Source organism: Paraburkholderia gardini (assembly GCF_907164575.1).
Classification (GTDB): domain Bacteria; phylum Pseudomonadota; class Gammaproteobacteria; order Burkholderiales; family Burkholderiaceae; genus Paraburkholderia; species Paraburkholderia gardini.
The window spans coordinates 1-21,770 of the sequence record NZ_CAJQYY010000010.1 but is presented as its reverse complement, the minus strand read 5'-3'; the positions used below and the strand labels follow the sequence as shown (position 1 = coordinate 21,770).

Genomic DNA, 21,770 nt, shown 5'->3' with positions numbered 1-21,770 from the left:
CGATGGCGCTTCAACCCCGCCCGCTGCGGCTTGCAATGGTGACCGGCGAGCCGTCGGGCGATCTGCTCGCGGCATCGCTGCTCGACGGCCTGTCGGCGCGCCTGCCCGAATCGACGCAGTATTACGGCATTGGCGGCCCGCGCATGATCGCGACGGGCTTCGACGCGCACTGGCCGATGGAAAAGCTGACAGTGCGCGGCTATGTCGAAGCGCTCCGGCATATTCCCGAGATTCTCGGCATTCGCAACGACCTGAAGCGCCAGTTGCTGGCCGATCCGCCCGATGCATTCATCGGTGTCGATGCACCCGATTTCAACTTTGGGCTCGAGCATCCGCTGCGTGACGCGGGCATTCCGACCATCCATTTCGTGTGCCCGTCGATCTGGGCGTGGCGTGGCGGCCGGATCAAAAAGATCGCGAAAGCGGTCGACCACATGCTGTGCGTGTTCCCGTTCGAGACGGCGCTGCTTGAAAAAGCGGGCGTGGCTGCGTCGTACGTGGGCCATCCGCTCGCGGACGAGATTCCGCTCGTGCCCGACACGCTGGGCGCGCGTCGCACGCTGGGTCTGGCGGAAAGCGGGCCGGTGATCGCCGTGCTGCCGGGCAGCCGGCGCTCGGAAATCGCCCTGATCGGGCCGACGTTCTTCGACGCGATGGAACTGATGCAGCAGCGCGAGCCCGGCGTGCGCTTCGTGATGCCGGCGGCGACGCCGGCGCTGCGCGAACTGCTGAAGCCGCTTGTCGACGCCCATCCGGGTCTTGCCTTGACGATCACCGACGGCCAGTCGCAGACTGCGATGACCGCCGCCGACGCGATTCTCGTCAAAAGCGGCACGGTGACACTGGAAGCCGCGCTGCTCAAGAAGCCGATGGTAATCTCATACAAGGTGCCCTGGCTGACGGGCCAGATCATGCGGCGGCAGGGTTATCTGCCGTACGTCGGCTTGCCGAACATTCTGGCGGGGCGTTTCGTGGTGCCGGAGATTCTCCAGCATTTCGCGACGCCTGAAGCGCTAGCCGACGCCACGCTGACGCAACTGAACGACGAAGCCAATCGCCGTACGCTCACGGAAATTTTCACGGAAATGCATCACGTGCTGAAGCAGAACACGGCCCGGCGCGCCGCGGAAGTGGTGACGGGCATCATCGAAACCCACAAGGAGCGGCGGTGACAGGCGCGCGCTCACCGCGCCGGAAGCCGGTTGCGGGCGGCTCCGCGGCGGCGTTCCAGACCGGGTTGAACTTCGATTCGGACGTCGAGATCATATGCGGCGTCGATGAAGCCGGCCGGGGTCCGCTGGCCGGCCCCGTGATGGCCGCGGCGGTGATTTTCGATCCGGCGAAGCCGATGATCCGCGGTCTCGACGATTCGAAAGCACTCACGGCAAAAAAGCGCGAGGAGCTGTACGACAGGATCGTCGATCGCGCGCTGGCGTTCTGCATCGCGTCGGCTTCGGTCGAGGAAATCGATTCGATCAACATCCTGCACGCCACCATGCTCGCGATGAAGCGCGCCGTCGAAGGGCTGGCTGTCACGCCGACGCTCGTCAAGATCGATGGCAATCGCTGTCCGGTACTGAGCGTGCGCAGCGAGGCGATCATCGGCGGCGACGCGCTGGTGAAGAGCATCTCGGCTGCGTCGATTCTGGCGAAAGTCAGCCGTGACCGCCTGTTGCTCGACTTGCATCAGGTCTATCCTGTGTACGGCTTCGACGCGCATTCGGGCTATGGCACGCCACAGCATCTGGCCGCGCTGCTCGAACACGGTCCGTGCGAACACCATCGGCGCTCGTTTGCGCCGGTGCGCGAGGCGTATGCCCGGCTGGGCCGGCCGGGCAAGGTGCCCGTCGTGTTGCCGTCGTTGCGCGACGACGTTTCCGGTAACGCTTTCGGCGACGGCGTCCCCGCGTTCTGAAAAGGCGCTTCGACTGAAGCGGCGCCCTGACTACCCGAACCCTTCGCGACCCCCTGTGAAAGCCATCACCTCGCGGGACAACCCGCTCTACAAACGCCTGAAAGCGCTGGCCGGTTCGACGCACCAGCAGCGGCGCAGCGCGCACGCGTTACTCGAAGGCTTTCACCTGGCGAGCGCGTATCTCGATGTCGCGGGCCAGCCGGAAACGTGCGTCGTCACCGAAGGCGCGTTGCGTCATGAAGAAGCGCAGGCGATCGTGTCGCGCATCGACGCGCAGCGCGTAGTCACGCTACCCGATGCGCTGTTCGGGCAGCTTTCGAACGTGGTGCATGGCGTGGGTATCCTGCTGCTCGTCGAGAAGATCGACGTGCCGCTGCCGGACAGGGTCACGCAGACCTGCGTCGTGCTCGACGGCGTTCAGGACGCGGGCAACGTCGGCTCGATTCTGCGCAGCGCGGCGGCCGCGGGCGTGTCGCACGTGTTCTGCGCGCCGGGAACGGCGTACGCGTGGTCGTCGAAGGTGTTGCGCTCGGGCATGGGTGCGCATTTTCTGCTGGAGATTCACGAGGACGTCGAAGCCGGTACGCTGATCGAACGACTCGACGCGCCGGTCACGATCACCGATTCGCACGGTGCCGAGGCCATCTACGATTGCGATCTGTCTGGCCCGCATGCGTGGGTGTTCGGCAATGAAGGCGCTGGCGTGTCGCAGCCGTGGCGCGACGCGGTCACGCATCGGGTAACGATCCCGCAGCCGGGCGGAATGGAATCGCTGAATGTGGCGGCGGCTGCTGCCGTATGTCTCTTCGAGCAGTGCCGCCAGCAGCGCGGCGCCTGATCCTGCTTGCGGGCAGCGCGCGTCGCGCGCTGGTATCCGCAATCAATACGACGAACGGTCGAGCCTGATTTCCTGCAGGATCGTTGTCGCGATTTCCTCGATCGACTTATGTGTCGACGACAGCCACTTGATCCCTTCACGTCGCATCATCGATTCCGCTTCGTTGATTTCGTAGCGGCAGTTCGCGAGCGCCGCGTACTTGCTGCCCGGACGCCGCTCGTTACGGATCTCCGAGAGCCGCTGCGGATCGATCGACAGCCCAAACATCTTCTGACGATGCTCAAGTAGCGGCGTAGGCAGTTTGCCGCGCTCGAAGTCTTCCGGGATCAACGGATAGTTCGCTGCCTTCACGCCGTATTGCATCGCGAGATAGAGGCTCGTTGGCGTCTTGCCGCTGCGCGATACGCCGACCAGGATCACGTCGGCGTCGGCGAGATTGCGGTTCGACTGACCGTCGTCGTGCGCGAGCGAGAAGTTGATGGCCTCGATCCGGTTCTTGTATTCCTCGGTGTCGGCGTTCTGGTGCCCGCGGCCCATCGCGTGGCTCGACTTCAGTTCCAGTTCCTGTTCGAGCGGCTCGACGAAGGTCTGGAACATGTCGAGCACGAGCGCATTGCAATCCTTGACGATATTGTTCGACGCGCTGTCGACGAGCGTCGAGAACACGATCGGCCGGCGGCCGTCGTGCTGGCCGGCCTCGTTGATTTTTTCGAGCGTGGCGTAGGCTTTTTCCGCCGAATCGACAAAAGGCACGCGAACCAGACGGAATTTCTGGTCGAACTGGGAAAGGATCGAATGCGCGAAGGTTTCGGCAGTGATCCCGGTACCGTCGGAGACGATGAATACGGTGGGCGGCATCGCAGGAAGAGGGAACGTGAGCGGAAAAGCACGCTCGAAAGAAACAGCGCTGCCTGATTCGCCGCGCGCGTTCCGGCTTCGCGCAGCGGCGTCGCAGCAGCGCGCCGTGTGGCCACAAAACGCATTCCGGCGACGGGTGCAGACCTCGCAAAGGCCAGTCCGACAGCGCGGGACGCGGTTCGAGGCGCTATTCTTTGCTGACTGCCACATTTCGGGAGTCAGCACGGTAGAATAGCGGCAACCTGTTGGATAAGCAATTGCAGCCAGTTCGTGTCGATGCCGGGCATTTCGTCCGCATTACACGTCGAATGGCATCAAGTTCGCGGAATTTTCTGCTTCCTCGTGCATCAGCGAATCTTCCTGCGACCCTTCGTGCGATTGCTTCTCCAACAGGTTGTGCAAGACGCGTCACCGCTTCTTACAGGCGGCCGCGTCCAGGCCCACTTGCACAGCCGTGAATTTCTTTCACACTTAGGGGCTTGTATGACTAACGCAGTTAATGTCGCAAAGGATCAGGCGTATGTAGTTCCGTTCGAGCAGTTGCGGATGACCGATGTGGAGATCGTGGGCGGCAAGAACGCCTCGCTCGGCGAGATGATCAGTCAGCTCGCCGAAGCAGGTGTGCGCGTACCGACCGGTTTCGCCACGACGGCACTCGCATTCCGCGATTTCCTGCATCACAACACCCTCACTGAACGCATTGCAAAGCGTCTGGAGACGCTCGACGTCGACGACGTGAAGGCACTCGCCGAAGCGGGCAAGGAGATCCGTCAATGGATCGTCGACGCTCCGTTGCAGCCGCGTCTCGAGGCGGAAATCCGCGCAGGCTTCGACACCCTCAAGAACAGCTCGCCCGAAGAGCTTTCATTCGCGGTCCGCTCGTCGGCGACGGCTGAGGATCTGCCGGATGCTTCGTTCGCCGGGCAGCAGGAAAGCTACCTCAACGTGGTCGGCATCGACGACGTGCTCGATCGCATGAAGCACGTGTTCGCGTCGCTGTATAACGATCGCGCGATTTCCTATCGTGTCCACAAGGGTTTCACGCACGCCGAAGTCGCGCTGTCGGCTGGCGTGCAGCGCATGGTGCGCTCGGACGTCGGCGCCGCGGGCGTGATGTTCACGCTAGACACCGAATCGGGTTTCAAGGACGCGGTGTTCATCACGTCGAGCTACGGTCTCGGTGAAACGGTCGTGCAGGGCGCCGTCAACCCGGATGAGTTCTACGTCTTCAAGACCACGCTCGCGCAGGGCAAGTACCCGATCATCCGTCGCTCGATTGGCTCGAAGCTGATCAAGATGGAATTCACGCAGGCCGGCGAAGCGGGCCGCGTGAAGACCGTCGACGTGTCGCACGAGCAGCGCAACCGCTTCTCGATCACCGACGAAGACGTGATCGAGCTCGCGAAATACGCCGTTATCATCGAAAAGCACTACCAGCGTCCGATGGACATCGAGTGGGGCAAGGACGGCCGCGACGGCAAGATCTTCATCCTGCAGGCGCGTCCGGAAACGGTGAAGAGCCAGGCGTCCGGCAAGGCCGAGCAGCGCTTCAAGCTGAAGGGCCAGTCGCAGGTCATCATCACGGGTCGCGCGATCGGGCAGAAGATCGGTGCGGGCCCGGTGCGCGTGATTCACGATCCGTCGGAAATGGAACGTGTACAGCCAGGCGACGTGCTCGTCGCGGACATGACCGACCCGAACTGGGAGCCGGTCATGAAGCGCGCGGCGGCGATCGTGACGAATCGCGGCGGGCGTACGTGCCACGCGGCGATCATCGCGCGTGAGCTTGGCGTGCCGGCGGTCGTGGGCTGCGGCGATGCAACCGATCTGCTGAAGGACGGCGCGCTTGTCACGGTGTCGTGCGCGGAAGGCGACGAAGGCAAGATCTACGATGGCCTGCTCGAAACCGAAGTGACCGAGATCCAGCGCGGGGAGCTGCCTGAAATTCCGGTCAAGATCATGATGAACGTCGGCAACCCGCAACTCGCGTTCGATTTCTCGCAGTTGCCGAACGCCGGTGTCGGTCTTGCGCGGCTGGAATTCATCATCAACAACAACATCGGCGTCCATCCGAAGGCGATCCTCGAGTATCCGAACATCGATGCGGATCTGAAGAAAGCCGTGGAAAGCGTCGCACGCGGTCACGCGTCGCCGCGCGCGTTCTACGTCGACAAGCTGACCGAAGGTATCGCGACGATCGCCGCGGCGTTCTACCCGAAGCCGGTCATCGTGCGTCTGTCGGACTTCAAGTCGAACGAGTACAAGAAGCTGATCGGCGGTTCGCGCTATGAGCCGGACGAGGAAAACCCGATGCTCGGTTTCCGCGGCGCATCGCGTTACATCGCGGAAGATTTCGCCGAAGCGTTCCAGATGGAATGCATCGCGCTGAAGAAGGTGCGTGAGGAAATGGGCCTCGACAACGTCGAGATCATGGTGCCGTTCGTGCGTACGCTGAAGCAGGCGGAACGCGTGGTCGGGCTGCTGTCGAAGTTCGGTCTGAAGCGTGGTGAGAAGGACCTGCGTCTCATCATGATGTGCGAAGTGCCGTCGAACGCGATTCTTGCCGAAGAATTCCTGCAATTCTTCGACGGCTTCTCGATCGGCTCGAACGACCTGACGCAGCTCACACTCGGCCTCGACCGCGATTCCGGCATGGAACTGCTGGCTGTCGATTTCGACGAGCGCGACCCGGCAGTCAAGTTCATGCTGAAGCGTGCGATCGAAACCTGTCTGCGTCTGGGCAAGTACGTCGGTATCTGCGGTCAGGGTCCTTCGGATCATCCGGACTTCGCGCAATGGCTGACGGACGAAGGCATTGCGTCGATTTCGCTGAATCCGGATACGGTCATCGAAACGTGGCAGGCGCTGGCGAAGTCCTCGGCGAAGTAAACATGCTTCAAGGCACGGAATAACGCACCAGGTTCGTGCTATAAACACCCCGGTATATCCGGGGTGTTTTGCTTTCTGGAGGTCGACGTGGCAACAGGTGGGCTGTTCTGGTGGGTGGGTGCAGGGGTGCTCGTCGTGCTGGAGTTGTTCAGTGGCACCTTCTATATGCTGATGATCGCGCTGGGCTTTGTCGCGGCGGGTCTTGCGCACTGGGCGGGGCTCGGGCTCGATTCGCAGCTTGCGATCGCGGCGCTTGTCGCGGCGGCGGCGGTTTTTGCGCTGCGCCGCTCGCGCTTCGGCCGGAAAGTGCGCAAGGATGCGCTGCACAATCCTGACGTGAATCTGGACATTGGCGAGACCTTGAACGTGTCCGTCTGGCAGGACCGGCGGGCGCGCACGAATTATCGCGGCGCGCAGTGGGATGTCGAACTGGCGCCAGGCGAACCCGAGGACGCGCGGCTCTACGAGATCACCGCGCTGCGAGGAAGCTGCCTGATCGTGGCGGCAAAAAAGCAGTCCGTGCAGGCCTGAATTCGCCTGGGAACACAGGCACGGACGAACAACGCATCGAACCATAAAAGGGGTAACACGATGGACGTAACTATCGTCGGGGCAATTCTGCTGGTGATCGTGTTTGTGATCGCCGCGCAAACCATCAAGATCGTGCCGCAGCAGCACGCGTGGGTGCTGGAGCGGCTCGGCCGCTATCACGCGACGCTCACGCCTGGCATGACGATCGTGCTGCCGTTCGTCGACCGCATTGCGTACAAGCACATCCTCAAGGAAATTCCGCTCGAAGTGCCGAGCCAGGTCTGTATCACGCGCGATAACACGCAGTTGCAGGTAGACGGCGTGCTGTACTTCCAGGTGACCGATCCGATGAAGGCATCGTACGGATCGAGCAACTTCGTGTTCGCGATCACGCAGCTGTCGCAGACCACGCTGCGCTCCGTGATCGGCAAGCTCGAACTGGACAAGACGTTCGAGGAGCGTGACTTCATCAACCACAGCATCGTGTCCTCGCTCGATGAAGCCGCCGCCAACTGGGGCGTGAAAGTGCTGCGCTACGAAATCAAGGATCTGACGCCGCCCAAGGAAATTCTCCACGCGATGCAGGCGCAGATCACCGCCGAGCGCGAAAAGCGCGCGCTGATCGCGGCGTCGGAAGGGCGCAAGCAGGAGCAGATCAATATTGCATCGGGCGGGCGCGAGGCGTCGATCCAGAAGTCGGAAGGCGAGCGTCAGGCTGCGATCAATCAGGCACAGGGTCAGGCGTCCGCGATTCTGGCGGTAGCCGAGGCGAACGCGCAGGCGATCCAGAAGATCGCGGCGGCGATCCAGTCGACGGGCGGCATGGAAGCGGTGAACCTGAAGGTGGCCGAGCAGTACGTGAGCGCGTTTGGCAACCTGGCGAAGCAGGGCAACACGCTGATCGTGCCGGGTAACCTGGCGGATATGAGCACGATGATCGCATCGGCGCTGACGATCGTGAGTCGCGGCAAGGCCGGCTGACGTATCGCGATGGGGTGCGGTCTCGTCGAAAGAGCGGTGAGGTCGCAGACGTCGGTCGCGGCTTGAGGTCGGCATCAACAAGAAGGCCCGCTGGATTTTCAGCGGGCCTTCTCCTTTCTGTGCCTGATCGAAGTGAATCAGGTCGGCGTGCGCATCAGGCGTGCTTTTTCGCGTTCCCAGTCGCGCTTTTTCTCTACGTCGCGTTTGTCGTGCATTTTCTTGCCCTTCGCGAGACCGATTTCACACTTCACGCGGCCGCCCTTGTAATGGAAATTCAGCGGCACGAGCGTGAAGCCGCGCTGCTCGACCTTGCCGATCAGTTTGCTGATCTCCTCGCTGTGCAGCAGCAGCTTGCGCGTGCGGACGGGATCCGGGTGGATATGGGTCGATGCTTCCGGCAGCGGGCTGATGTGCGCGCCGATCAGAAACAGCTCGCCGTCACGGATCACGACGTAGCCTTCCTTGATCTGGCCGCGGCCCGCGCGCAGGGCCTTGACCTCCCATCCTTCGAGCACGAGCCCCGCTTCGTAGCGTTCTTCGATGAAATAGTCGAAGAAGGCTTTTCTGTTGTCGATAATGCTCATGAATGGAAAGTGCCCAACTCGTTTAAAATCACGATTTTAGCAAAGCGGGGCAAGGAAAGCCCGCGGCGCTTGTCCACCGTTGCCACTTGTCGCGCAATTTATGGCAGATGTCCAGAAAACCGTGTTGATCCGCCATTCGGCGGAACAGATGTTCGACCTCGTCACCGACGTGGCCGATTACCCCAATTTCCTCCCGTGGTGCGGTGGTGTCGAAATCCGTCGTCAGGACGAAAACGGGATGGAGGCGAAAATCGACATCAATTTCAAGGGTATCAAGCAGCATTTTGCCACCCACAATACCCAGCAGCGGCCCACGCGCATCGATATGGAATTCGCGGACGGCCCGTTCAAAAAGTTCACCGGGTTCTGGCGCTTCACGCCACTGCGCGCGGACGCCTGCAAGATCGAATTCGCGCTGCACTACGAATTCTCGAACATCATCATCGAGAAAATCATCGGGCCGGTGTTCAGCCACATCGCGAACACGTTCGTCGAATCGTTCGTGAAGCGTGCCGACCAGCGCTACGGTAAGGCATGAGCGCGATGCTGTCGATCGAAGTCTGCTACGCGCTGCCCGATACGCAGACGCTGATCGCCGTCGAGTTGCCCGAAGGCTCGACGCTGCGTGAGGCTATCGAAGCAAGCGGCATCCGCGAACGCTACCCGGAAATCGATATCAGCACCATGAAAACGGGCGTATTCGGCAAGTTGAAGCCGCTCGACACCGTGCTCGCACAGCATGATCGCGTGGAAATCTACCGTCCGCTGATCGCCGACCCAAAGGAAGCGCGCCAGCGGCGCGTGCAGAAAACCCGCAAGGCAGGTTCGATCGAAGGGCGTCGGTGGCTCAACAAGGACTCGCGGTAACGTGCGGCCTGGGTTGCATTGCTGCTGCAGTGCCTCGCGAGCCGTTTTCCGCGTGGGGAGCGGCGAATAGCGACTCGAATAACGACTGATCTGCGCGGATCGGCCCTGTTTCCCTCCCAGGCCCGAGCCTTCAATGCGCCGATACCTGTGCCTTTTCCTCGATCGGCGTGTCATCCGGATCGTCGCTGGCATGCTGGCGCACCGACCAGCTCACACCCGCCACCAGCAGTGCAATGGCCGCCATCTCGAGCGGACGCGGCATGCGATGATCGTAAATAAAGCCGTAGAGCAGCGCGAAAAGCGTTTCGAACACGATCATCTGGCCCGATAGCGTGAGCGGCAGCCGCTTCGATGCAGCGTTCCACAGCCCGTTACCGAGCCACGACGCGCCGATCGCCAGCACCAGATTGATGCCCCAGAAGAGCTGCCAGCGGCTGTCGGCGACGGGAGCCGGCGCGACGCCCATGGGCAGCACGGCGATCACGGCCCACATGATCGCGGCGAGCGCGCCGGTCACCACCCCCCACAGCACGGACCATTCGTTGCCGCTGAAATGCGGATTGCGGCGCAGATAGCGGGTGTTTTCGACGGCAAACCAGGTCCAGCATCCGAGCGCGCCGGTCGCGCAGGCGAGGCCGGCGACTTTCGTCATCGTGCTGGCGGTGCCGCCGCCGTCGACGGTAAAGACGTCGACGTTGATGCACACGATGCCCGCGACGACCATCGCGAGCGGCAACACCAGCCGCGAAAGCCGCGCGGCGCCGTGATCGCCGCGTCCCAGCAGCGTGACGGTAACCGGCAGCACGCCGACGATCAGCGAAGACGGCGAAATGCCGACCAGATGCACGGCGCTTGCCAGCAGCACGTAATAGAGGATGTTGCCGACGAGCGCGAGCGTGACGAGCGCCCGCACGTCCTGGCGCGTCAGGCGGCGCAGCAGCGAGCGCGCGGAAGGCAGCGCCGCGAGCACGGAAACGACGCCGTACATCACATAGCGCCCGGCGCCGAGCAGGAGTGGGGAGAAATCCGCGAGAAGCCTCGGGGCGAGGAAAACCACGCCCCATAACGCCCCGGCCATCACGCCATATGCCACACCCCGCCGCATTGCTACCTCAAACGAAATACTGGGAAGGCGCGCAGGTTAACACGGCGAGGCGGGGCGCCGTCTTGTTCAATCCTGCATTCCGGGCGTATGAATGGCCCGGAACCGTCAACCGGGAAATCGGGACCAGGGCACGCATTGACGATCGGTGTAGCCGAACGAGCAAACGAAACCCGATCGAACCTGAGCCGAACGGCGAACCGAAATCCGCGGGCCGCCGAAGCCAGAAAAAGTCACGGAAAATCCGCTAAGCTGCTGTTCGCGCAGTGAAAACCAGGGAGGTATCGCGTATAATTCGCTTTTGCGCCCATAGGATTTGCCATGCGTCTGATCCAAAAAGCACTCACGTTCGATGACGTGCTCCTCGTCCCGGCTTTCTCTGACGTTCTGCCGCGTGACACCAGCCTCAAAACCCGGCTGACCCGCAACATCTCCCTGAATATGCCGCTCGTGTCTGCCGCCATGGACACCGTCACCGAAGCCCGCCTTGCCATCGCGATGGCGCAGATGGGTGGCGTCGGCATCATTCACAAGAATCTCACGCCGGCCGAACAGGCCCGCGAAGTCGCGAAGGTCAAGCGGTTCGAATCCGGCGTCGTGCGCGATCCGATCACCGTGCCGCCGCAGATGCCGGTGCGCGACGTGATCGCACTGTCGCAACAGCATGGTATTTCGGGCTTTCCGGTCGTCGAAGGTGCGCAGTTGATCGGTATCGTCACGAATCGCGACCTGCGTTTCGAGACCCGTCTCGACGAGCCGGTCCGCACGATCATGACGCCGCGTGAGCGTCTCGTCACGGTCAAGGAAGGCACGCCGCTCGCCGAAGCGAAAGCGCTGATGCACAGCCATCGGCTGGAACGCGTGCTGGTGATCAACGATTCGTTCGAACTGCGCGGCCTGATGACCGTCAAGGACATCACGAAGCAGACCGAACACCCGGACGCCTGCAAGGACGAACACGGCAAGCTGCGCGCGGGCGCGGCGGTCGGCGTCGGCGCGGATAACGAAGAGCGCGTCCAGTTGCTGGTGACGGCGGGCGTCGACGTGATCGTCGTCGATACGGCGCACGGTCACAGCAAGGGCGTGCTGGAGCGCGTGCGCTGGGTCAAGAAGAACTTCCCGCACGTCGAGGTGATCGGCGGCAACATCGCCACCGCCGAAGCGGCGAAGGCGCTCGTCGAATACGGCGCGGACGGCGTCAAGGTCGGCATCGGCCCGGGCTCGATCTGCACGACGCGGATCGTCGCGGGGGTCGGCGTGCCGCAGATCTCGGCTGTTTCGAACGTATCGGAGGCATTGCGCGGCACGGGCGTGCCGGTCATCTCCGATGGCGGCGTGCGTTTCTCGGGCGACGTCAGCAAGGCGCTCGCCGCGGGCGCGGATGCGGTCATGATGGGCAGCATGCTCGCCGGCACCGAGGAATCGCCGGGCGACGTGTTCCTGTATCAGGGCCGCCAGTACAAGTCGTACCGTGGCATGGGCTCGGTCGGCGCGATGAAGGACGGTGCGGCGGACCGCTACTTCCAGGACAATTCCGCGAACATCGACAAGCTCGTGCCGGAAGGCATCGAGGGTCGCGTCGCGTACAAGGGTTCGGTCAACGCGATCCTGTTCCAGCTGATCGGCGGTGTGCGCGCCAGCATGGGTTACTGCGGCTGCACGACGATCGGCGATATGCATGACAAGGCCGAGTTCGTCCAGATCACGGCAGCGGGCATGCGTGAATCGCACGTGCACGATGTGCAGATCACGAAGGAAGCGCCCAACTACCACGTGGACTAAAGGAGCAGACGCCGATGAAGCCCTTGCTGCGCGCTGTACTCGTCATCGACGCGTTGTTGCTGCTGGCGTTCGGGCTGCTGTTTCTGCTCACGCCGTGGACATCGCTGTACAACGCGCTGCAACTGGTGCAGGTCGATCCTGCACTCGTCGGGCAGGCGTTCGGTCTGGCGCTTCTCGGCCTCGCGTGGCTAGCGTTTCATGCCGCGATCGATGGTGCGATGACGCGTGCGGTGGCGCGCGTCGTCGGGCACGTCAACTGGCTGACGGGCGTGCTGATGCTGGTCTGGCTGATTGGCCTGCACAAGCCTTCCCTGACGGCGTTTGGTCAACTGGTGTCGGCGGTTGTCGCGCTCGTGCTGGTGATCGTCGGTCTGGGCGGCGTGCGTCTTGCGCGCGTGGTGCGCCGGCGTGAGCGGGAGCGAGCGACCGAAGCCGCGGGTGCCGGGCGCGAGCAGAAGCGCGCCGGCAAGGATGCCGCGAACGCGGCACAAGCGGATCGCGAACTGAATCGCGGCGTGGATAGCGAGCCGCGCGTGTACGGGGCGGAGCCCGTGATGGCTGCGTCGCGTCCGGTCAGTCCCGCAACGGGCGCGCCTGTCGAGCCGGATTTCACGGCTGCGCATCAAGCCGGCGTCGTGACCGCTGAAACGCGCACGGTCGAAACCCGCACCACGGTGACCGGCCACGACGCTGCCCGCGACGAAGCCCGTGATGCCGCGGCCGATTCGCCTGGCGCACCGCGTCCGCCGTTTCATGGCTGACGTGCGAGCGCCTGCGTCTCTCGCGTCAGGGGTTCACGCTTACGAATTGCGTCTGGCTGTTCCGCTTGCCTTCACATCGGCTTCATCACGTCTTTTCGCCATGACCTGCGACGGTTTGCTTCGCGCAGTTCACTGGCTGGCATTGAATTCATCGCTGTGCCGGAAATCGTTCCGGTGCAGCGTTCCGTATCCGTTCACTTTTGATTCAGTCCGCTGCCATGCATGACAAGATTCTGATTCTCGACTTCGGTTCGCAAGTCACCCAACTGATCGCACGACGCATCCGCGAGGCGCACGTGCTGTCGGAAATCCATCCTTACGACGTCAGTGACGAATTCATCCGCGAATTCGCGCCGAAGGGCGTGATCCTGTCGGGCGGCCCGAACTCGGTCGTCGATGAGGACACCCCCCGCGCGCCGCAAGCCGTGTTCGATCTGGGCGTGCCGGTGCTCGGCATCTGCTACGGCATGCAGACGATGGCCGAACAGCTCGGCGGCAAGGTCGACAACGGCCATCTGCGCGAATTCGGTTATGCCGAAGTGCGGGCGCGCAATCACACGAGCTTTCTGGAAGGCATCGAGGATTTCCGCACGGCCGAAGGCCACGGCATGCTCAAGGTCTGGATGAGCCATGGCGACAAGGTGCTCGACATGCCGCCGGGATTCAAGCTGATGGCATCGACGGAATCGTGCCCGGTGGCCGCCATGGCCGACGAAGCGCGTCATTTCTATGGCCTGCAATGGCACCCGGAAGTCACGCACACCGTGCAGGGCCGCGCGATGCTCGAGCGTTTCGTGCTTGGCATCTGCGGCGCGAAGCCGGACTGGGAAATGGGTCACTACGTCGACGAAGCCGTCGAGAAGATCCGCGAGCAGGTCGGTAGCGAGCACGTGATCCTGGGGCTGTCGGGCGGCGTGGATTCGTCGGTGGCCGCGGCGCTGCTGCATCGCGCGATCGGTGACCAGCTGACCTGTGTGTTCGTCGATCACGGTCTGCTGCGTCTGAACGAAGCGGAACAGGTGATGGCGACGTTTGCCGATCACCTTGGTGTGAAAGTGATTCACGTCGACGCGAGCGAAGCGTTCCTGTCGAAGCTGGCCGGCGTGACCGATCCGGAAGCGAAGCGCAAGATCATCGGCGCGGAGTTCGTCGAGGTGTTCCAGGCCGAAGCCGGCAAGCTCACCGATGCGAAATGGCTCGCACAGGGCACGATCTATCCGGATGTGATCGAGTCGGCGGGCAAGGGCAAGAAGGGCGCCCATACGATCAAGAGCCACCACAACGTGGGCGGCCTGCCGGAAACGCTCAACCTGAAGCTGCTCGAGCCGTTGCGCGAACTCTTCAAGGATGAAGTGCGTGAACTGGGCGTGAAGCTCGGTCTGCCGCCTGCGATGGTGTATCGCCATCCGTTCCCGGGCCCGGGTCTGGGCGTGCGGATTCTCGGCGAAGTGCGCCGCGATTTCGCCGATCTGCTGCGCCGCGCGGATGCGATTTTCATCGAAACGCTGCGCACGTTCATCGACAAGGAAACCGGCAAGTCGTGGTACGACCTGACGAGCCAGGCGTTCGCGGTATTCCTGCCGGTGAAGAGCGTGGGCGTGATGGGCGACGGGCGCACGTATGAGTATGTGGTCGCGTTGCGCGCGGTGCAGACGCTCGATTTCATGACGGCGCACTGGGCGCATCTGCCGCATGAGCTGCTGGGACATGTGTCGAACCGGATCATCAATGAGGTTCGCGGGATCAATCGGGTTGTGTACGATATTTCCGGGAAGCCGCCGGCGACAATCGAGTGGGAGTGAATTGACGTCCTTCGAGGACTATCGCCAGCTATCGAAAAACTGACGTAACGTGTTGATTTAGAAAGAAATACGTCGCGGCAGCTATCGGTGGCTATCGCCGGCTAGCAGAAAAAGTTGACGGTAGAGCTGACGGTAAAAATCGAGGCCGGATTAAGACACTCCCGTTCACTATTCAGACTTTTACCGTCTTTGACGGTAAAAGCCTCCTCGGGAAAGCTTGTTTCATGCGGCTTTCCGGGCATCAACAGGTCTCCTGGTCCCTGACGGTAAAACCTGACGGTAAAGCCGTCAAAAAGCCGGAGGAAACCTCGATGCTTACCGACGCTGCACTGCGTAACTTGAAGCCTAAGTCCAAGACTTATAAGGCTTCTGACCGTGATGGGATGTACGTGACGGTATCACCCAGCGGTACCGTCACCTTCCGCTACGATTACCGTTTCAACGGACGCCGGGAAACGCTGACCCTCGGGCGCTATGGCCCTGACGGTATTTCTCTGGCGATGGCGCGCGAACTGCTCCTGGACGCGCGGAAAACCGTCCTCAAGGGCATATCACCTGCGCTCGAAAAGCAACGCGAGAAACGCCGGGTGGTCGCCATCAAGACCTTCGGCACGGCGATGGAGACATGGCTGGCCAATGCAAGATTGGCCGACAGCACCCGCGCGATGCGCAAGCACATCATCGACCGGGACATCCTGCCGGTTTTCCAGAATCGCCTGCTGACCGAAATCCAGCCCGAAGACCTGCGGGCCTTGTGCAACAAGGTCAAGGAGCGCGGGGCACCTGCTACGGCGGTGCAGATTCGGGACATCGTGAAGCAGGTCTACGTATATGCCATCGCCCACGGTGAAAAGGTTGATAACCCGGCGAACAGCGTAGGAGCAGCCTCGATCGCCACCTTCGTGCCGAAGGATCGCGCCTTGTCGCCACTGGAAATCCGGCTGATGGTGCAGCAGATGGAGTCGGTGGCGACCTATCCGACCATCAAGCTGGCGCTGCGCCTGATTCTGCTGACGCTGGTGCGCAAGAGCGAACTGATTCAGGCCACCTGGGATGAGGTCGATTTCGAGCGCGCAACCTGGACGATTCCGAAGCAGCGGATGAAGGGCCGCAATCCGCATGTGGTCTATCTGTCGCGCCAGGCGCTCGACATCTTCATCACGTTGCACGCCTGTGCGGCCGGCTCAAGGTTCGTTTTTCCTTCTCGTTACGATGCCGAGCGGTTCATGTCGAATGCGACTTTGAATCGGGTCACGCAACTTGTGGCGGAAGCTGCAAAAACCAAAGGGCTGCCGCTACAACCGTTCACCGTCCATGACCTGCGCCGCACCGGCTCGACGCTGTTGAACGAAATCGGTTTCAACCGCGACTGGATCGAGAAGTGCCTGGCGCACGAGGATGGACGTTCCTCGCGCTCGGTCTACAACAAGGCCGAGTACGCCGAGCAGCGGCGCCATATGCTGCAAGAGTGGGCAAACATGGTCGATGCCTGGGGCGACGGACAGGCCTACGCGCCGAAGTTGATGCCGGCGAACGTGGTGGTGCCGGCGTTGAGCGCGACGGTTTGAGCTGGCTGACTCGCCTCAATGGCGGAAGTTGACAAAAAGTCAACTTCCGCCTATCCTTCTACATGTGAGCATGGAACGATATGCACGTCATATCCAGAAAGCCGTTCAGCGACGCAGCAAAGGCTTATCCGAATGACGCCGAAGCGATCGACCGCACCTACCGGGTGCTGCGGTCCGGCGATTTCGATACACCGCAGGCACTGCGGCAGGTTTTTCCGTCGCTGGACAACTTCAAGTACAAGGACAAGTGGTGGGTGCTGGACATCGGTGGCAACAATCTTCGACTGATTGCTTTCATCGAATTCCGCGACAACCGCATGTACGTCAAGCACATCGCAACGCATGCCGAGTACGACAAGCTTTGCAAACGCTACCGGAAGGAGGGTGACTGAGATGGGATTTGCCGCCATCAAGGAACGAGCCCATGCCTTGTTCGACGAGGCGGGTTTCATTGGCCATATCGCCAATGAGGACGACTACGCCCAGGCGCTGGCGTTGATGGATGAACTGGTCGAGGACTACGAGGCCAACCGCCCGCTGATCGAGATCCTGGTCCGTTCCATCGAGATCTGGGAAAACGAATCCGACGAGTTTGCGGTATTCAACGCGCGCGTGGCGAAGTTGGGCGGCGTCGACGTGCTCCGGTTGCTGATGGAGCAGCATGGTTTGGGCGTGGCTGACCTACCGGAGATTGGGAGCAAGTCGCTGGTGTCGAAGATTCTCAATGGCCGAGGCCGCAACCTGACTCGCGACCACATCGCGGCATTGAGCAAGCGATTCTCAGTCAGCCCGGCTGTTTTCTTCGGCTAAATTGATTCCTGCGCCGGAGCATGAGGGCGGCGCGTCGATCTGCCACTTGGCGGACGTGTTGGACGTGGCACGGGGTAGCTTCGCAGGTCAACGTGACGAAGGAAGGCTGGCGGTTGCTGCGCTCGGCGTCCACCTTGTTTGGATGCGAGTCGCTGTCCAGCATCATTCCTCACTCGAACCCGCCCGAACAGGGCGGGTTTTTCGTAGGCGGACATCCGGCTTCGAGACGCCGCCGCGAGGGGCTTGCTTGCGCTGCTCGATCCACGCCTCCACTTCGGCCAAGTCCCACACGACGCAGCGCGGCGTCAGATTGAAGCGGCGCGGGAACTCGCCGCGGCGCTCCATTTCGTAGATCGTCGTTTCGGCCAAGGGGACGATTTGCCGCAGTTCCTGGCGGCGGATGGTGCGTCGGAAGGGCAAGACACTGCGCTTTGGAAACTGCGGGAGATCGTCGTAGGCGTCCGAGCCGGGCAGCGGGATGGATACGGGGCGCGTAGGCTCCTTGGCACCGTTGTCCCGGCTGATGAGCTGTGACGGGTTATTCTCCATGTCGCACTCCGTGAGTGTTCGGCGCTGCAAGGTTCGCTACCGCACGAAGTAATGGTGGCTTACATTGGCTATCACAGAAACTCGCTGGAGCGTAGAGGAGCGTATTCAAGAACAGTAGTCACGGGAAAAGGGCAGAGGCATGGCGACGGTGACGGTTTCTCCGATTCATTTCGAGGACTACAGTGGTGTTCAGTTCGAGCGCCTTGTCCTTGCGTATCACGTTCGCGCCGGCTGGCGCGACCTGATTTGGCACGGCCAATCTGGAGGCGATCAAGGGCGGGACATCTCGGGTATCGAACCGCTTGATGGCCAACCTGCACGCAAGACCATCATTCAGTGCGCGAATCGGGACACGTTGACCTTGGCGAAAGCAAAGGGCGACATGACCAAGGCGGTCAAGGCTATAGGCGGAACGCCTGATGTCTTCAAGTTCGTCTCTCGTGGCGCTGTTTCGGACGCCAGCCGCACCCGGATCGAGCAAGCCGCAGCCTCCCTGGGGATTCCTCATGTGACGATATGGTCGGGTGTGGAGTTTGAGGAGAACCTGCGGCTTCGCGCCGAATATCTACTACACCGTTTCGTCCAAGGCATCGAGTTTCCCGACGCCGAGGCGGACATCCGCAAATTCGTTGACGACTTCCCCGATCTCTCGGATGTCGATGCACTGCAACTGATGGCGGTCGTATTCGACCGGCCGGCTTTTCGCACGCCATTTCAGCAGGAAAGCTCCCTGCCTGCTTTTCAGCAAGCGATCGAGGACACCATCGGCGCACTGAACACTGGTGTATGGCGAACGCGGGAAGGTGACGAGATCAGGCGTATTCCGTCGATTCATCACATTCGAGACGCGCGCATCCGCTTCCTGTTGGAACAGGTGGTTCGCCAGGTCGATGCGCTGCGCCGTATTTTCGTAACCCGTCTTCGGGAAGGCGAGATCCGGCCTTGCGGATGCGGCCAGCAGAATTGTCCCACCTACATGCTCACGCATCGCGTTGCCGACGAATTGGACAAGGCGCGGCAGAGGATATTGACGACGTTTAAATCGGCATACGCGCCGTTCAGCGTTAGTCTTGGATAAGAGGACACAGTGAAAGCTATAAGGCGCTCGCTATATCAGGACGCTCTCAGGCTTTTGACAAGCTTGGGAGGGTGATGAGAATGCTATCCGCCAATCAAATGCAGTATCTCCAGCATCAGCCGCCAGGCGAGGCAGTTGCGCGAGCGCTTTCCGAACTTTTGGAAAATGACCACGATTTACTTGGTACCGATGCTAACGAACGCTCCATTACCTTTCGCTTTGCGATGTATCTCCAGCGGTATTTTCCTGGTTGGACCGTTGATTGCGAATACAACAGGGATGGCACAGAACCCAAGCGTCTCGGACATTTAGAACTTTATCCAGACAGCGAGGACGATGAAGCGAAGACCGTATTCCCGGATGTAATTGTGCATCGACGGGGTACGCGACAAAATCATCTAGTCTTGGAGTTCAAGAAATCAACGAGCCGCGTCGATCGACAGATCGATTTGCGGAAACTTCAGGGTTACAAGCAGCAGCTTGGCTACGAGCACGCTCTGTTTGTTGAAGTCGGCACCGAGGGGCAGGCGATCATCACCGCGCTTGAATGGGCCTGAGAACAATAAAAAGAAAATTCATGACACATATCTCATTATTTAGCTCGCAGCACCTCGAAGCCGCTTGTCGCGTTCTGGCCGACACCGAGCGCGGCCTGAGTGGGACGCAGATCGAGCGGTTGTTGCAGGAGATCGAGATTGCCGACCCCTCGCCAGGGATGACCAAGTGGAAGCGGTTATTCAATGCGCTGGCCGGTGCGCAGAACCAGCATGGAGTCGGCAACCACCTCATCATGTTCATCAACCGAGCGATGAACCCGGTGAACTATGCCCGCGATGCGACGACATTTGCATGGCGTCGCGACGAACTCAATGTCGTTTTAGCCTTCTCCGGCTTCTACGTGCGCGAAGACGGCAAGGTCGGGTACGCCGATAAGGCTACAACGCTCGATGCGGCTCGCGCTCGTGCGGGGCGGCTCAAGGCCGCATTAGAAAGTCGCGCCGTGCACGCAGAAGTATTGAACTATTGCCGTGCCGAACTCTTGGACGAGAACTATTTTCACGCGGTCTTCGAGGCGACGAAGGGCATTGCGGAGCGGATTCGCCAACTATCTGGCCTGAGCGGTGACGGAGCAGACCTGGTGAACAAGGCGTTTTCTGGGCAACAACCTGCTTTAGCCCTTGGGCCGCTCAGTACCGAGTCAGAAAAGAGCGAACAGAAAGGCTTCGCGAACTTAATGATCGGGCTATTCGGCGCAGTGCGTAATCCTCTGGCCCATGCGCCTAAGACGAATTGGCCGATGTCAGAACAGGACGCGCTCGACATTCTGACGATGATCTCGCTGATTCATCGCAAGCTGGATATCGCACAAAAAACAACGATTGCACCATAGGAGAGGGGCTGCATGAGTTATACGGACTGGCGCGCCTATCAAGAAGCCACAGCAGAAGTATTTCGACGTCTTGGATGCAATGCTCAGGTTGACTTTCGCGTTACCGGCGCTCGTGCAACCCATGACGTCGACGTCTACGCGACCTTTCTTCGATCAGGCATTCTGTGTACTTGGGTGATTGAATGCAAATTATGGAAGACTCGCGTTCCCAAGGAAAAGGTGCTTGCGCTCAAGAGTCTCATCGACGACCTTGGCGCTGACCGGGGAATTATTGTCAGTGAGGCGGGCTTTCAGCCTGGTGCACAGGATGCGGCGCGAGGGACGAATATTACGCTTGTGACGTCATTGGATGAGTTCGCCAGCACGGCACTGGCAGCAACATCAGAGGTCCCGCTTACGCTGAGCAGCAGCGATGATGGAGAGCCCATCTATCAGTTTCCTAGCCGAGCTGAGCCGCATGACCTGCTCCTGTATAACAACGTCATCATTACTGCAAACTGGGCCGGATGCAGTATTTCCATTGTTAATCCGATTTCCAAAACGATCATCCGTACCATCGACCTCGACAAATACGAAGTGGTTTCCTCGCAAAATGGTGCGAGAGAAATACGTAGTCATCCGCCCGGCAGCTTGGTTGTTGCAGACGGACGCCTGTTCGTTGGCCAAGTTTTCTCGGAAGTTATATTGGCTATTGATCTGGCTACTCACGCTATCGTCAAGAGGATAGCGATACCGGGTGGAGGTGATGGGCAACTGGCGGTGTCGCATGACGAGAAAGAAGTCTATTTTGCGAGCAACCGTGTTAATCAGTTCTATGTCATCGACAGCGCCACATACGCCGTCACGGCAGTGCCGTATCCCGAAGGCGGGCGAGGCTGCATGTCGCTGCTGCGACATCCAACGCAGCCGCTTCTCTACATTGGTGTTCAGCGTGGCGGTTGCATCAATGGGCAGCGTTATCCGCACGCTAACTCTTATTTGGCTATCTACGATCTAAGCCGGCAGGCTTACGTGGCCAACGCTCAGCTTGCCGAAGTAAAAAATGGCCGAGCAGACGACGCCACTCCTGCGTGTTTGACACACGACGACATTCACAATCGCGTTTATGTCGGCATGTTCCAGTCCCATCGAGGTATCTGCGTGCTGGATGTTGAAACTGGAAGGTCAGTTCAGGATATTAGATTTGAGCCTAATTCTTGGAGCAAACCATTTTCATGGGTCGACCCATTGTCGCAAGCGCTTACCTCAAATTCTCTGCTGTCTGTCAACCGAAACAACCGTGAGCTTGTAGTGCTTGATCGCACGTCACTCGATCTCAAGAAAAGCGTATTTCTTGGCGATGCGTCGAATGGTCCTCGGGCAGTCTTGGTGTGGCGTGACCCCCCGGCGTCAGACTACTTGTCGTGTTATCTGATTCTTATAGACATGGTCCGGGGGCGGTAAAATCAGGGTGAATGAAAGCCTA

General features: G+C 60.7%; 22 protein-coding genes. 18 read left to right on the top strand and 4 right to left on the bottom strand.

What is annotated here, in order from left to right; genetic code table 11:
• Nucleotides 1-2 precede the first annotated feature (2 nt).
• From lpxB to LPA34_RS10075, 3 genes are read left to right on the top strand one after another with little or no spacing between them, the layout of a single operon-like run.
• On the top strand, nucleotides 3-1,172 hold the full coding sequence (gene lpxB / locus LPA34_RS10085) for a lipid-A-disaccharide synthase (protein WP_228977570.1): 1,170 nt from the start codon (nucleotides 3-5) through the stop codon (nucleotides 1,170-1,172).
• Nucleotides 1,169-1,915 carry a ribonuclease HII gene (gene rnhB, locus LPA34_RS10080; RefSeq protein WP_228977568.1) on the top strand — a complete coding sequence of 249 codons (747 nt, stop codon included), beginning with the start codon at nucleotides 1,169-1,171 and terminating at the stop codon, nucleotides 1,913-1,915. Before lpxB ends, rnhB begins: the two co-directional genes overlap by 4 nt.
• Nucleotides 1,916-1,970: 55 nt before the next feature.
• Nucleotides 1,971-2,753 (top strand): TrmH family RNA methyltransferase, encoded by a 783-nt coding sequence (locus LPA34_RS10075; protein ID WP_228977566.1) that lies wholly within the window; start codon nucleotides 1,971-1,973, stop codon nucleotides 2,751-2,753.
• Between the two features lie 42 nt (nucleotides 2,754-2,795).
• On the opposite strand, the gene ppsR is transcribed toward LPA34_RS10075, so the two are convergent.
• Nucleotides 2,796-3,611, bottom strand: coding sequence for a posphoenolpyruvate synthetase regulatory kinase/phosphorylase PpsR (gene ppsR / locus LPA34_RS10070; protein ID WP_228977564.1), 816 nt, complete (start codon nucleotides 3,609-3,611; stop codon nucleotides 2,796-2,798).
• Nucleotides 3,612-4,094: 483 nt separating this feature from the next.
• Between ppsR and ppsA the strand changes: the two genes are divergently transcribed.
• The 3 genes from ppsA (at nucleotide 4,095) to LPA34_RS10055 (ending at nucleotide 8,012) form a co-directional block, all read left to right on the top strand.
• On the top strand, nucleotides 4,095-6,500 hold the full coding sequence (gene ppsA / locus LPA34_RS10065) for a phosphoenolpyruvate synthase (RefSeq protein WP_228977562.1): 2,406 nt from the start codon (nucleotides 4,095-4,097) through the stop codon (nucleotides 6,498-6,500).
• An 87-nt stretch (nucleotides 6,501-6,587) separates the two neighbouring features.
• Entirely contained in the window at nucleotides 6,588-7,031 is a 444-nt protein-coding gene (locus LPA34_RS10060; protein ID WP_228977560.1) for an NfeD family protein, read from the top strand.
• A 60-nt stretch (nucleotides 7,032-7,091) separates the two neighbouring features.
• Nucleotides 7,092-8,012, top strand: a complete 921-nt coding sequence (locus LPA34_RS10055; RefSeq protein ID WP_228977559.1) for an SPFH domain-containing protein — start codon at nucleotides 7,092-7,094, stop codon at nucleotides 8,010-8,012.
• 137 nt (nucleotides 8,013-8,149) lie between these two features.
• Here LPA34_RS10055 and smpB read toward each other — a convergent pair whose 3' ends face one another.
• Nucleotides 8,150-8,596: an SsrA-binding protein SmpB gene (gene smpB / locus LPA34_RS10050; RefSeq protein WP_228977557.1), complete on the bottom strand. Its 447-nt coding sequence runs from the start codon at nucleotides 8,594-8,596 to the stop codon at nucleotides 8,150-8,152.
• A 100-nt stretch (nucleotides 8,597-8,696) separates the two neighbouring features.
• Between smpB and LPA34_RS10045 the strand changes: the two genes are divergently transcribed.
• Both LPA34_RS10045 and LPA34_RS10040 read left to right on the top strand, forming a co-directional pair.
• Nucleotides 8,697-9,134 (top strand): type II toxin-antitoxin system RatA family toxin, encoded by a 438-nt coding sequence (locus tag LPA34_RS10045; RefSeq protein WP_090530722.1) that lies wholly within the window; start codon nucleotides 8,697-8,699, stop codon nucleotides 9,132-9,134.
• 5 nt (nucleotides 9,135-9,139) lie between these two features.
• Nucleotides 9,140-9,463, top strand: coding sequence for an RnfH family protein (locus tag LPA34_RS10040; protein ID WP_228977859.1), 324 nt, complete (start codon nucleotides 9,140-9,142; stop codon nucleotides 9,461-9,463).
• A gap of 130 nt (nucleotides 9,464-9,593) precedes the next feature.
• Here the strand turns inward: LPA34_RS10040 and LPA34_RS10035 are convergent, their stop codons facing one another.
• Nucleotides 9,594-10,568, bottom strand: a complete 975-nt coding sequence (locus LPA34_RS10035) for a DMT family transporter (RefSeq protein WP_228977556.1) — start codon at nucleotides 10,566-10,568, stop codon at nucleotides 9,594-9,596.
• A 318-nt stretch (nucleotides 10,569-10,886) separates the two neighbouring features.
• Here LPA34_RS10035 and guaB point away from each other — a divergent pair, with 318 nt between their 5' ends.
• The 6 genes from guaB to LPA34_RS10005 all read left to right on the top strand — a co-directional run bounded on the left by guaB (nucleotide 10,887) and on the right by LPA34_RS10005 (nucleotide 17,288).
• Entirely contained in the window at nucleotides 10,887-12,347 is a 1,461-nt protein-coding gene (gene guaB / locus LPA34_RS10030) for an IMP dehydrogenase (RefSeq protein ID WP_228977554.1), read from the top strand.
• 14 nt (nucleotides 12,348-12,361) lie between these two features.
• Nucleotides 12,362-13,108 carry a hypothetical protein gene (locus LPA34_RS10025; RefSeq protein ID WP_228977552.1) on the top strand — a complete coding sequence of 249 codons (747 nt, stop codon included), beginning with the start codon at nucleotides 12,362-12,364 and terminating at the stop codon, nucleotides 13,106-13,108.
• Between the two features lie 218 nt (nucleotides 13,109-13,326).
• Nucleotides 13,327-14,910, top strand: coding sequence for a glutamine-hydrolyzing GMP synthase (guaA, locus tag LPA34_RS10020; RefSeq protein ID WP_228977551.1), 1,584 nt, complete (start codon nucleotides 13,327-13,329; stop codon nucleotides 14,908-14,910).
• A 311-nt stretch (nucleotides 14,911-15,221) separates the two neighbouring features.
• Nucleotides 15,222-16,478 (top strand): tyrosine-type recombinase/integrase, encoded by a 1,257-nt coding sequence (locus LPA34_RS10015; protein WP_228977858.1) that lies wholly within the window; start codon nucleotides 15,222-15,224, stop codon nucleotides 16,476-16,478.
• A gap of 80 nt (nucleotides 16,479-16,558) precedes the next feature.
• The gene (locus tag LPA34_RS10010) at nucleotides 16,559-16,870 is read left to right on the top strand and encodes a type II toxin-antitoxin system HigB family toxin (RefSeq protein ID WP_027806954.1); all 312 of its coding nucleotides are present in this window, start codon (nucleotides 16,559-16,561) and stop codon (nucleotides 16,868-16,870) included.
• A 1-nt stretch (nucleotide 16,871) separates the two neighbouring features.
• Entirely contained in the window at nucleotides 16,872-17,288 is a 417-nt protein-coding gene (locus LPA34_RS10005) for a helix-turn-helix domain-containing protein (RefSeq protein WP_228977549.1), read from the top strand.
• 162 nt (nucleotides 17,289-17,450) lie between these two features.
• Here LPA34_RS10005 and LPA34_RS10000 read toward each other — a convergent pair whose 3' ends face one another.
• The gene (locus LPA34_RS10000; protein WP_228977547.1) at nucleotides 17,451-17,837 is read right to left on the bottom strand and encodes a helix-turn-helix transcriptional regulator; all 387 of its coding nucleotides are present in this window, start codon (nucleotides 17,835-17,837) and stop codon (nucleotides 17,451-17,453) included.
• 139 nt (nucleotides 17,838-17,976) lie between these two features.
• Here LPA34_RS10000 and LPA34_RS09995 point away from each other — a divergent pair, with 139 nt between their 5' ends.
• The 4 genes from LPA34_RS09995 (at nucleotide 17,977) to LPA34_RS09980 (ending at nucleotide 21,748) form a co-directional block, all read left to right on the top strand.
• Complete coding sequence (locus LPA34_RS09995; RefSeq protein ID WP_228977545.1) at nucleotides 17,977-18,915, top strand: hypothetical protein; 939 nt, start codon at nucleotides 17,977-17,979, stop codon at nucleotides 18,913-18,915.
• A gap of 80 nt (nucleotides 18,916-18,995) precedes the next feature.
• Nucleotides 18,996-19,472 carry a hypothetical protein gene (locus LPA34_RS09990; protein WP_228977544.1) on the top strand — a complete coding sequence of 159 codons (477 nt, stop codon included), beginning with the start codon at nucleotides 18,996-18,998 and terminating at the stop codon, nucleotides 19,470-19,472.
• A gap of 20 nt (nucleotides 19,473-19,492) precedes the next feature.
• Nucleotides 19,493-20,305, top strand: a complete 813-nt coding sequence (locus LPA34_RS09985; RefSeq protein WP_228977542.1) for a TIGR02391 family protein — start codon at nucleotides 19,493-19,495, stop codon at nucleotides 20,303-20,305.
• Between the two features lie 12 nt (nucleotides 20,306-20,317).
• The gene (locus LPA34_RS09980) at nucleotides 20,318-21,748 is read left to right on the top strand and encodes a restriction endonuclease (RefSeq protein WP_228977540.1); all 1,431 of its coding nucleotides are present in this window, start codon (nucleotides 20,318-20,320) and stop codon (nucleotides 21,746-21,748) included.
• Nucleotides 21,749-21,770 lie beyond the last annotated feature (22 nt).

Excerpts from the sequence above, each read along its gene's own strand:
- LPA34_RS10025 (WP_228977552.1), top strand. The coding sequence starts at position 12,362 with ATGAAGCCCTTGCTGCGCGCTGTACTCGTCATCGACGCGTTGTTGCTG.
- smpB (WP_228977557.1), bottom strand. The coding sequence starts at position 8,596 with ATGAGCATTATCGACAACAGAAAAGCCTTCTTCGACTATTTCATCGAA.
- ppsR (WP_228977564.1), bottom strand. The coding sequence starts at position 3,611 with ATGCCGCCCACCGTATTCATCGTCTCCGACGGTACCGGGATCACTGCC.
- guaA (WP_228977551.1), top strand. The coding sequence starts at position 13,327 with ATGCATGACAAGATTCTGATTCTCGACTTCGGTTCGCAAGTCACCCAA.
- LPA34_RS10045 (WP_090530722.1), top strand. The coding sequence starts at position 8,697 with ATGGCAGATGTCCAGAAAACCGTGTTGATCCGCCATTCGGCGGAACAG.
- LPA34_RS09995 (WP_228977545.1), top strand. The coding sequence starts at position 17,977 with ATGGCGACGGTGACGGTTTCTCCGATTCATTTCGAGGACTACAGTGGT.
- LPA34_RS10040 (WP_228977859.1), top strand. The coding sequence starts at position 9,140 with ATGCTGTCGATCGAAGTCTGCTACGCGCTGCCCGATACGCAGACGCTG.
- LPA34_RS09985 (WP_228977542.1), top strand. The coding sequence starts at position 19,493 with ATGACACATATCTCATTATTTAGCTCGCAGCACCTCGAAGCCGCTTGT.
- guaB (WP_228977554.1), top strand. The coding sequence starts at position 10,887 with ATGCGTCTGATCCAAAAAGCACTCACGTTCGATGACGTGCTCCTCGTC.
- LPA34_RS10055 (WP_228977559.1), top strand. The coding sequence starts at position 7,092 with ATGGACGTAACTATCGTCGGGGCAATTCTGCTGGTGATCGTGTTTGTG.
- LPA34_RS09980 (WP_228977540.1), top strand. The coding sequence starts at position 20,318 with ATGAGTTATACGGACTGGCGCGCCTATCAAGAAGCCACAGCAGAAGTA.
- LPA34_RS09990 (WP_228977544.1), top strand. The coding sequence starts at position 18,996 with ATGCTATCCGCCAATCAAATGCAGTATCTCCAGCATCAGCCGCCAGGC.
- LPA34_RS10000 (WP_228977547.1), bottom strand. The coding sequence starts at position 17,837 with ATGGAGAATAACCCGTCACAGCTCATCAGCCGGGACAACGGTGCCAAG.
- LPA34_RS10010 (WP_027806954.1), top strand. The coding sequence starts at position 16,559 with ATGCACGTCATATCCAGAAAGCCGTTCAGCGACGCAGCAAAGGCTTAT.
- LPA34_RS10035 (WP_228977556.1), bottom strand. The coding sequence starts at position 10,568 with ATGCGGCGGGGTGTGGCATATGGCGTGATGGCCGGGGCGTTATGGGGC.
- LPA34_RS10005 (WP_228977549.1), top strand. The coding sequence starts at position 16,872 with ATGGGATTTGCCGCCATCAAGGAACGAGCCCATGCCTTGTTCGACGAG.
- lpxB (WP_228977570.1), top strand. The coding sequence starts at position 3 with ATGGCGCTTCAACCCCGCCCGCTGCGGCTTGCAATGGTGACCGGCGAG.
- ppsA (WP_228977562.1), top strand. The coding sequence starts at position 4,095 with ATGACTAACGCAGTTAATGTCGCAAAGGATCAGGCGTATGTAGTTCCG.
- LPA34_RS10015 (WP_228977858.1), top strand. The coding sequence starts at position 15,222 with ATGCTTACCGACGCTGCACTGCGTAACTTGAAGCCTAAGTCCAAGACT.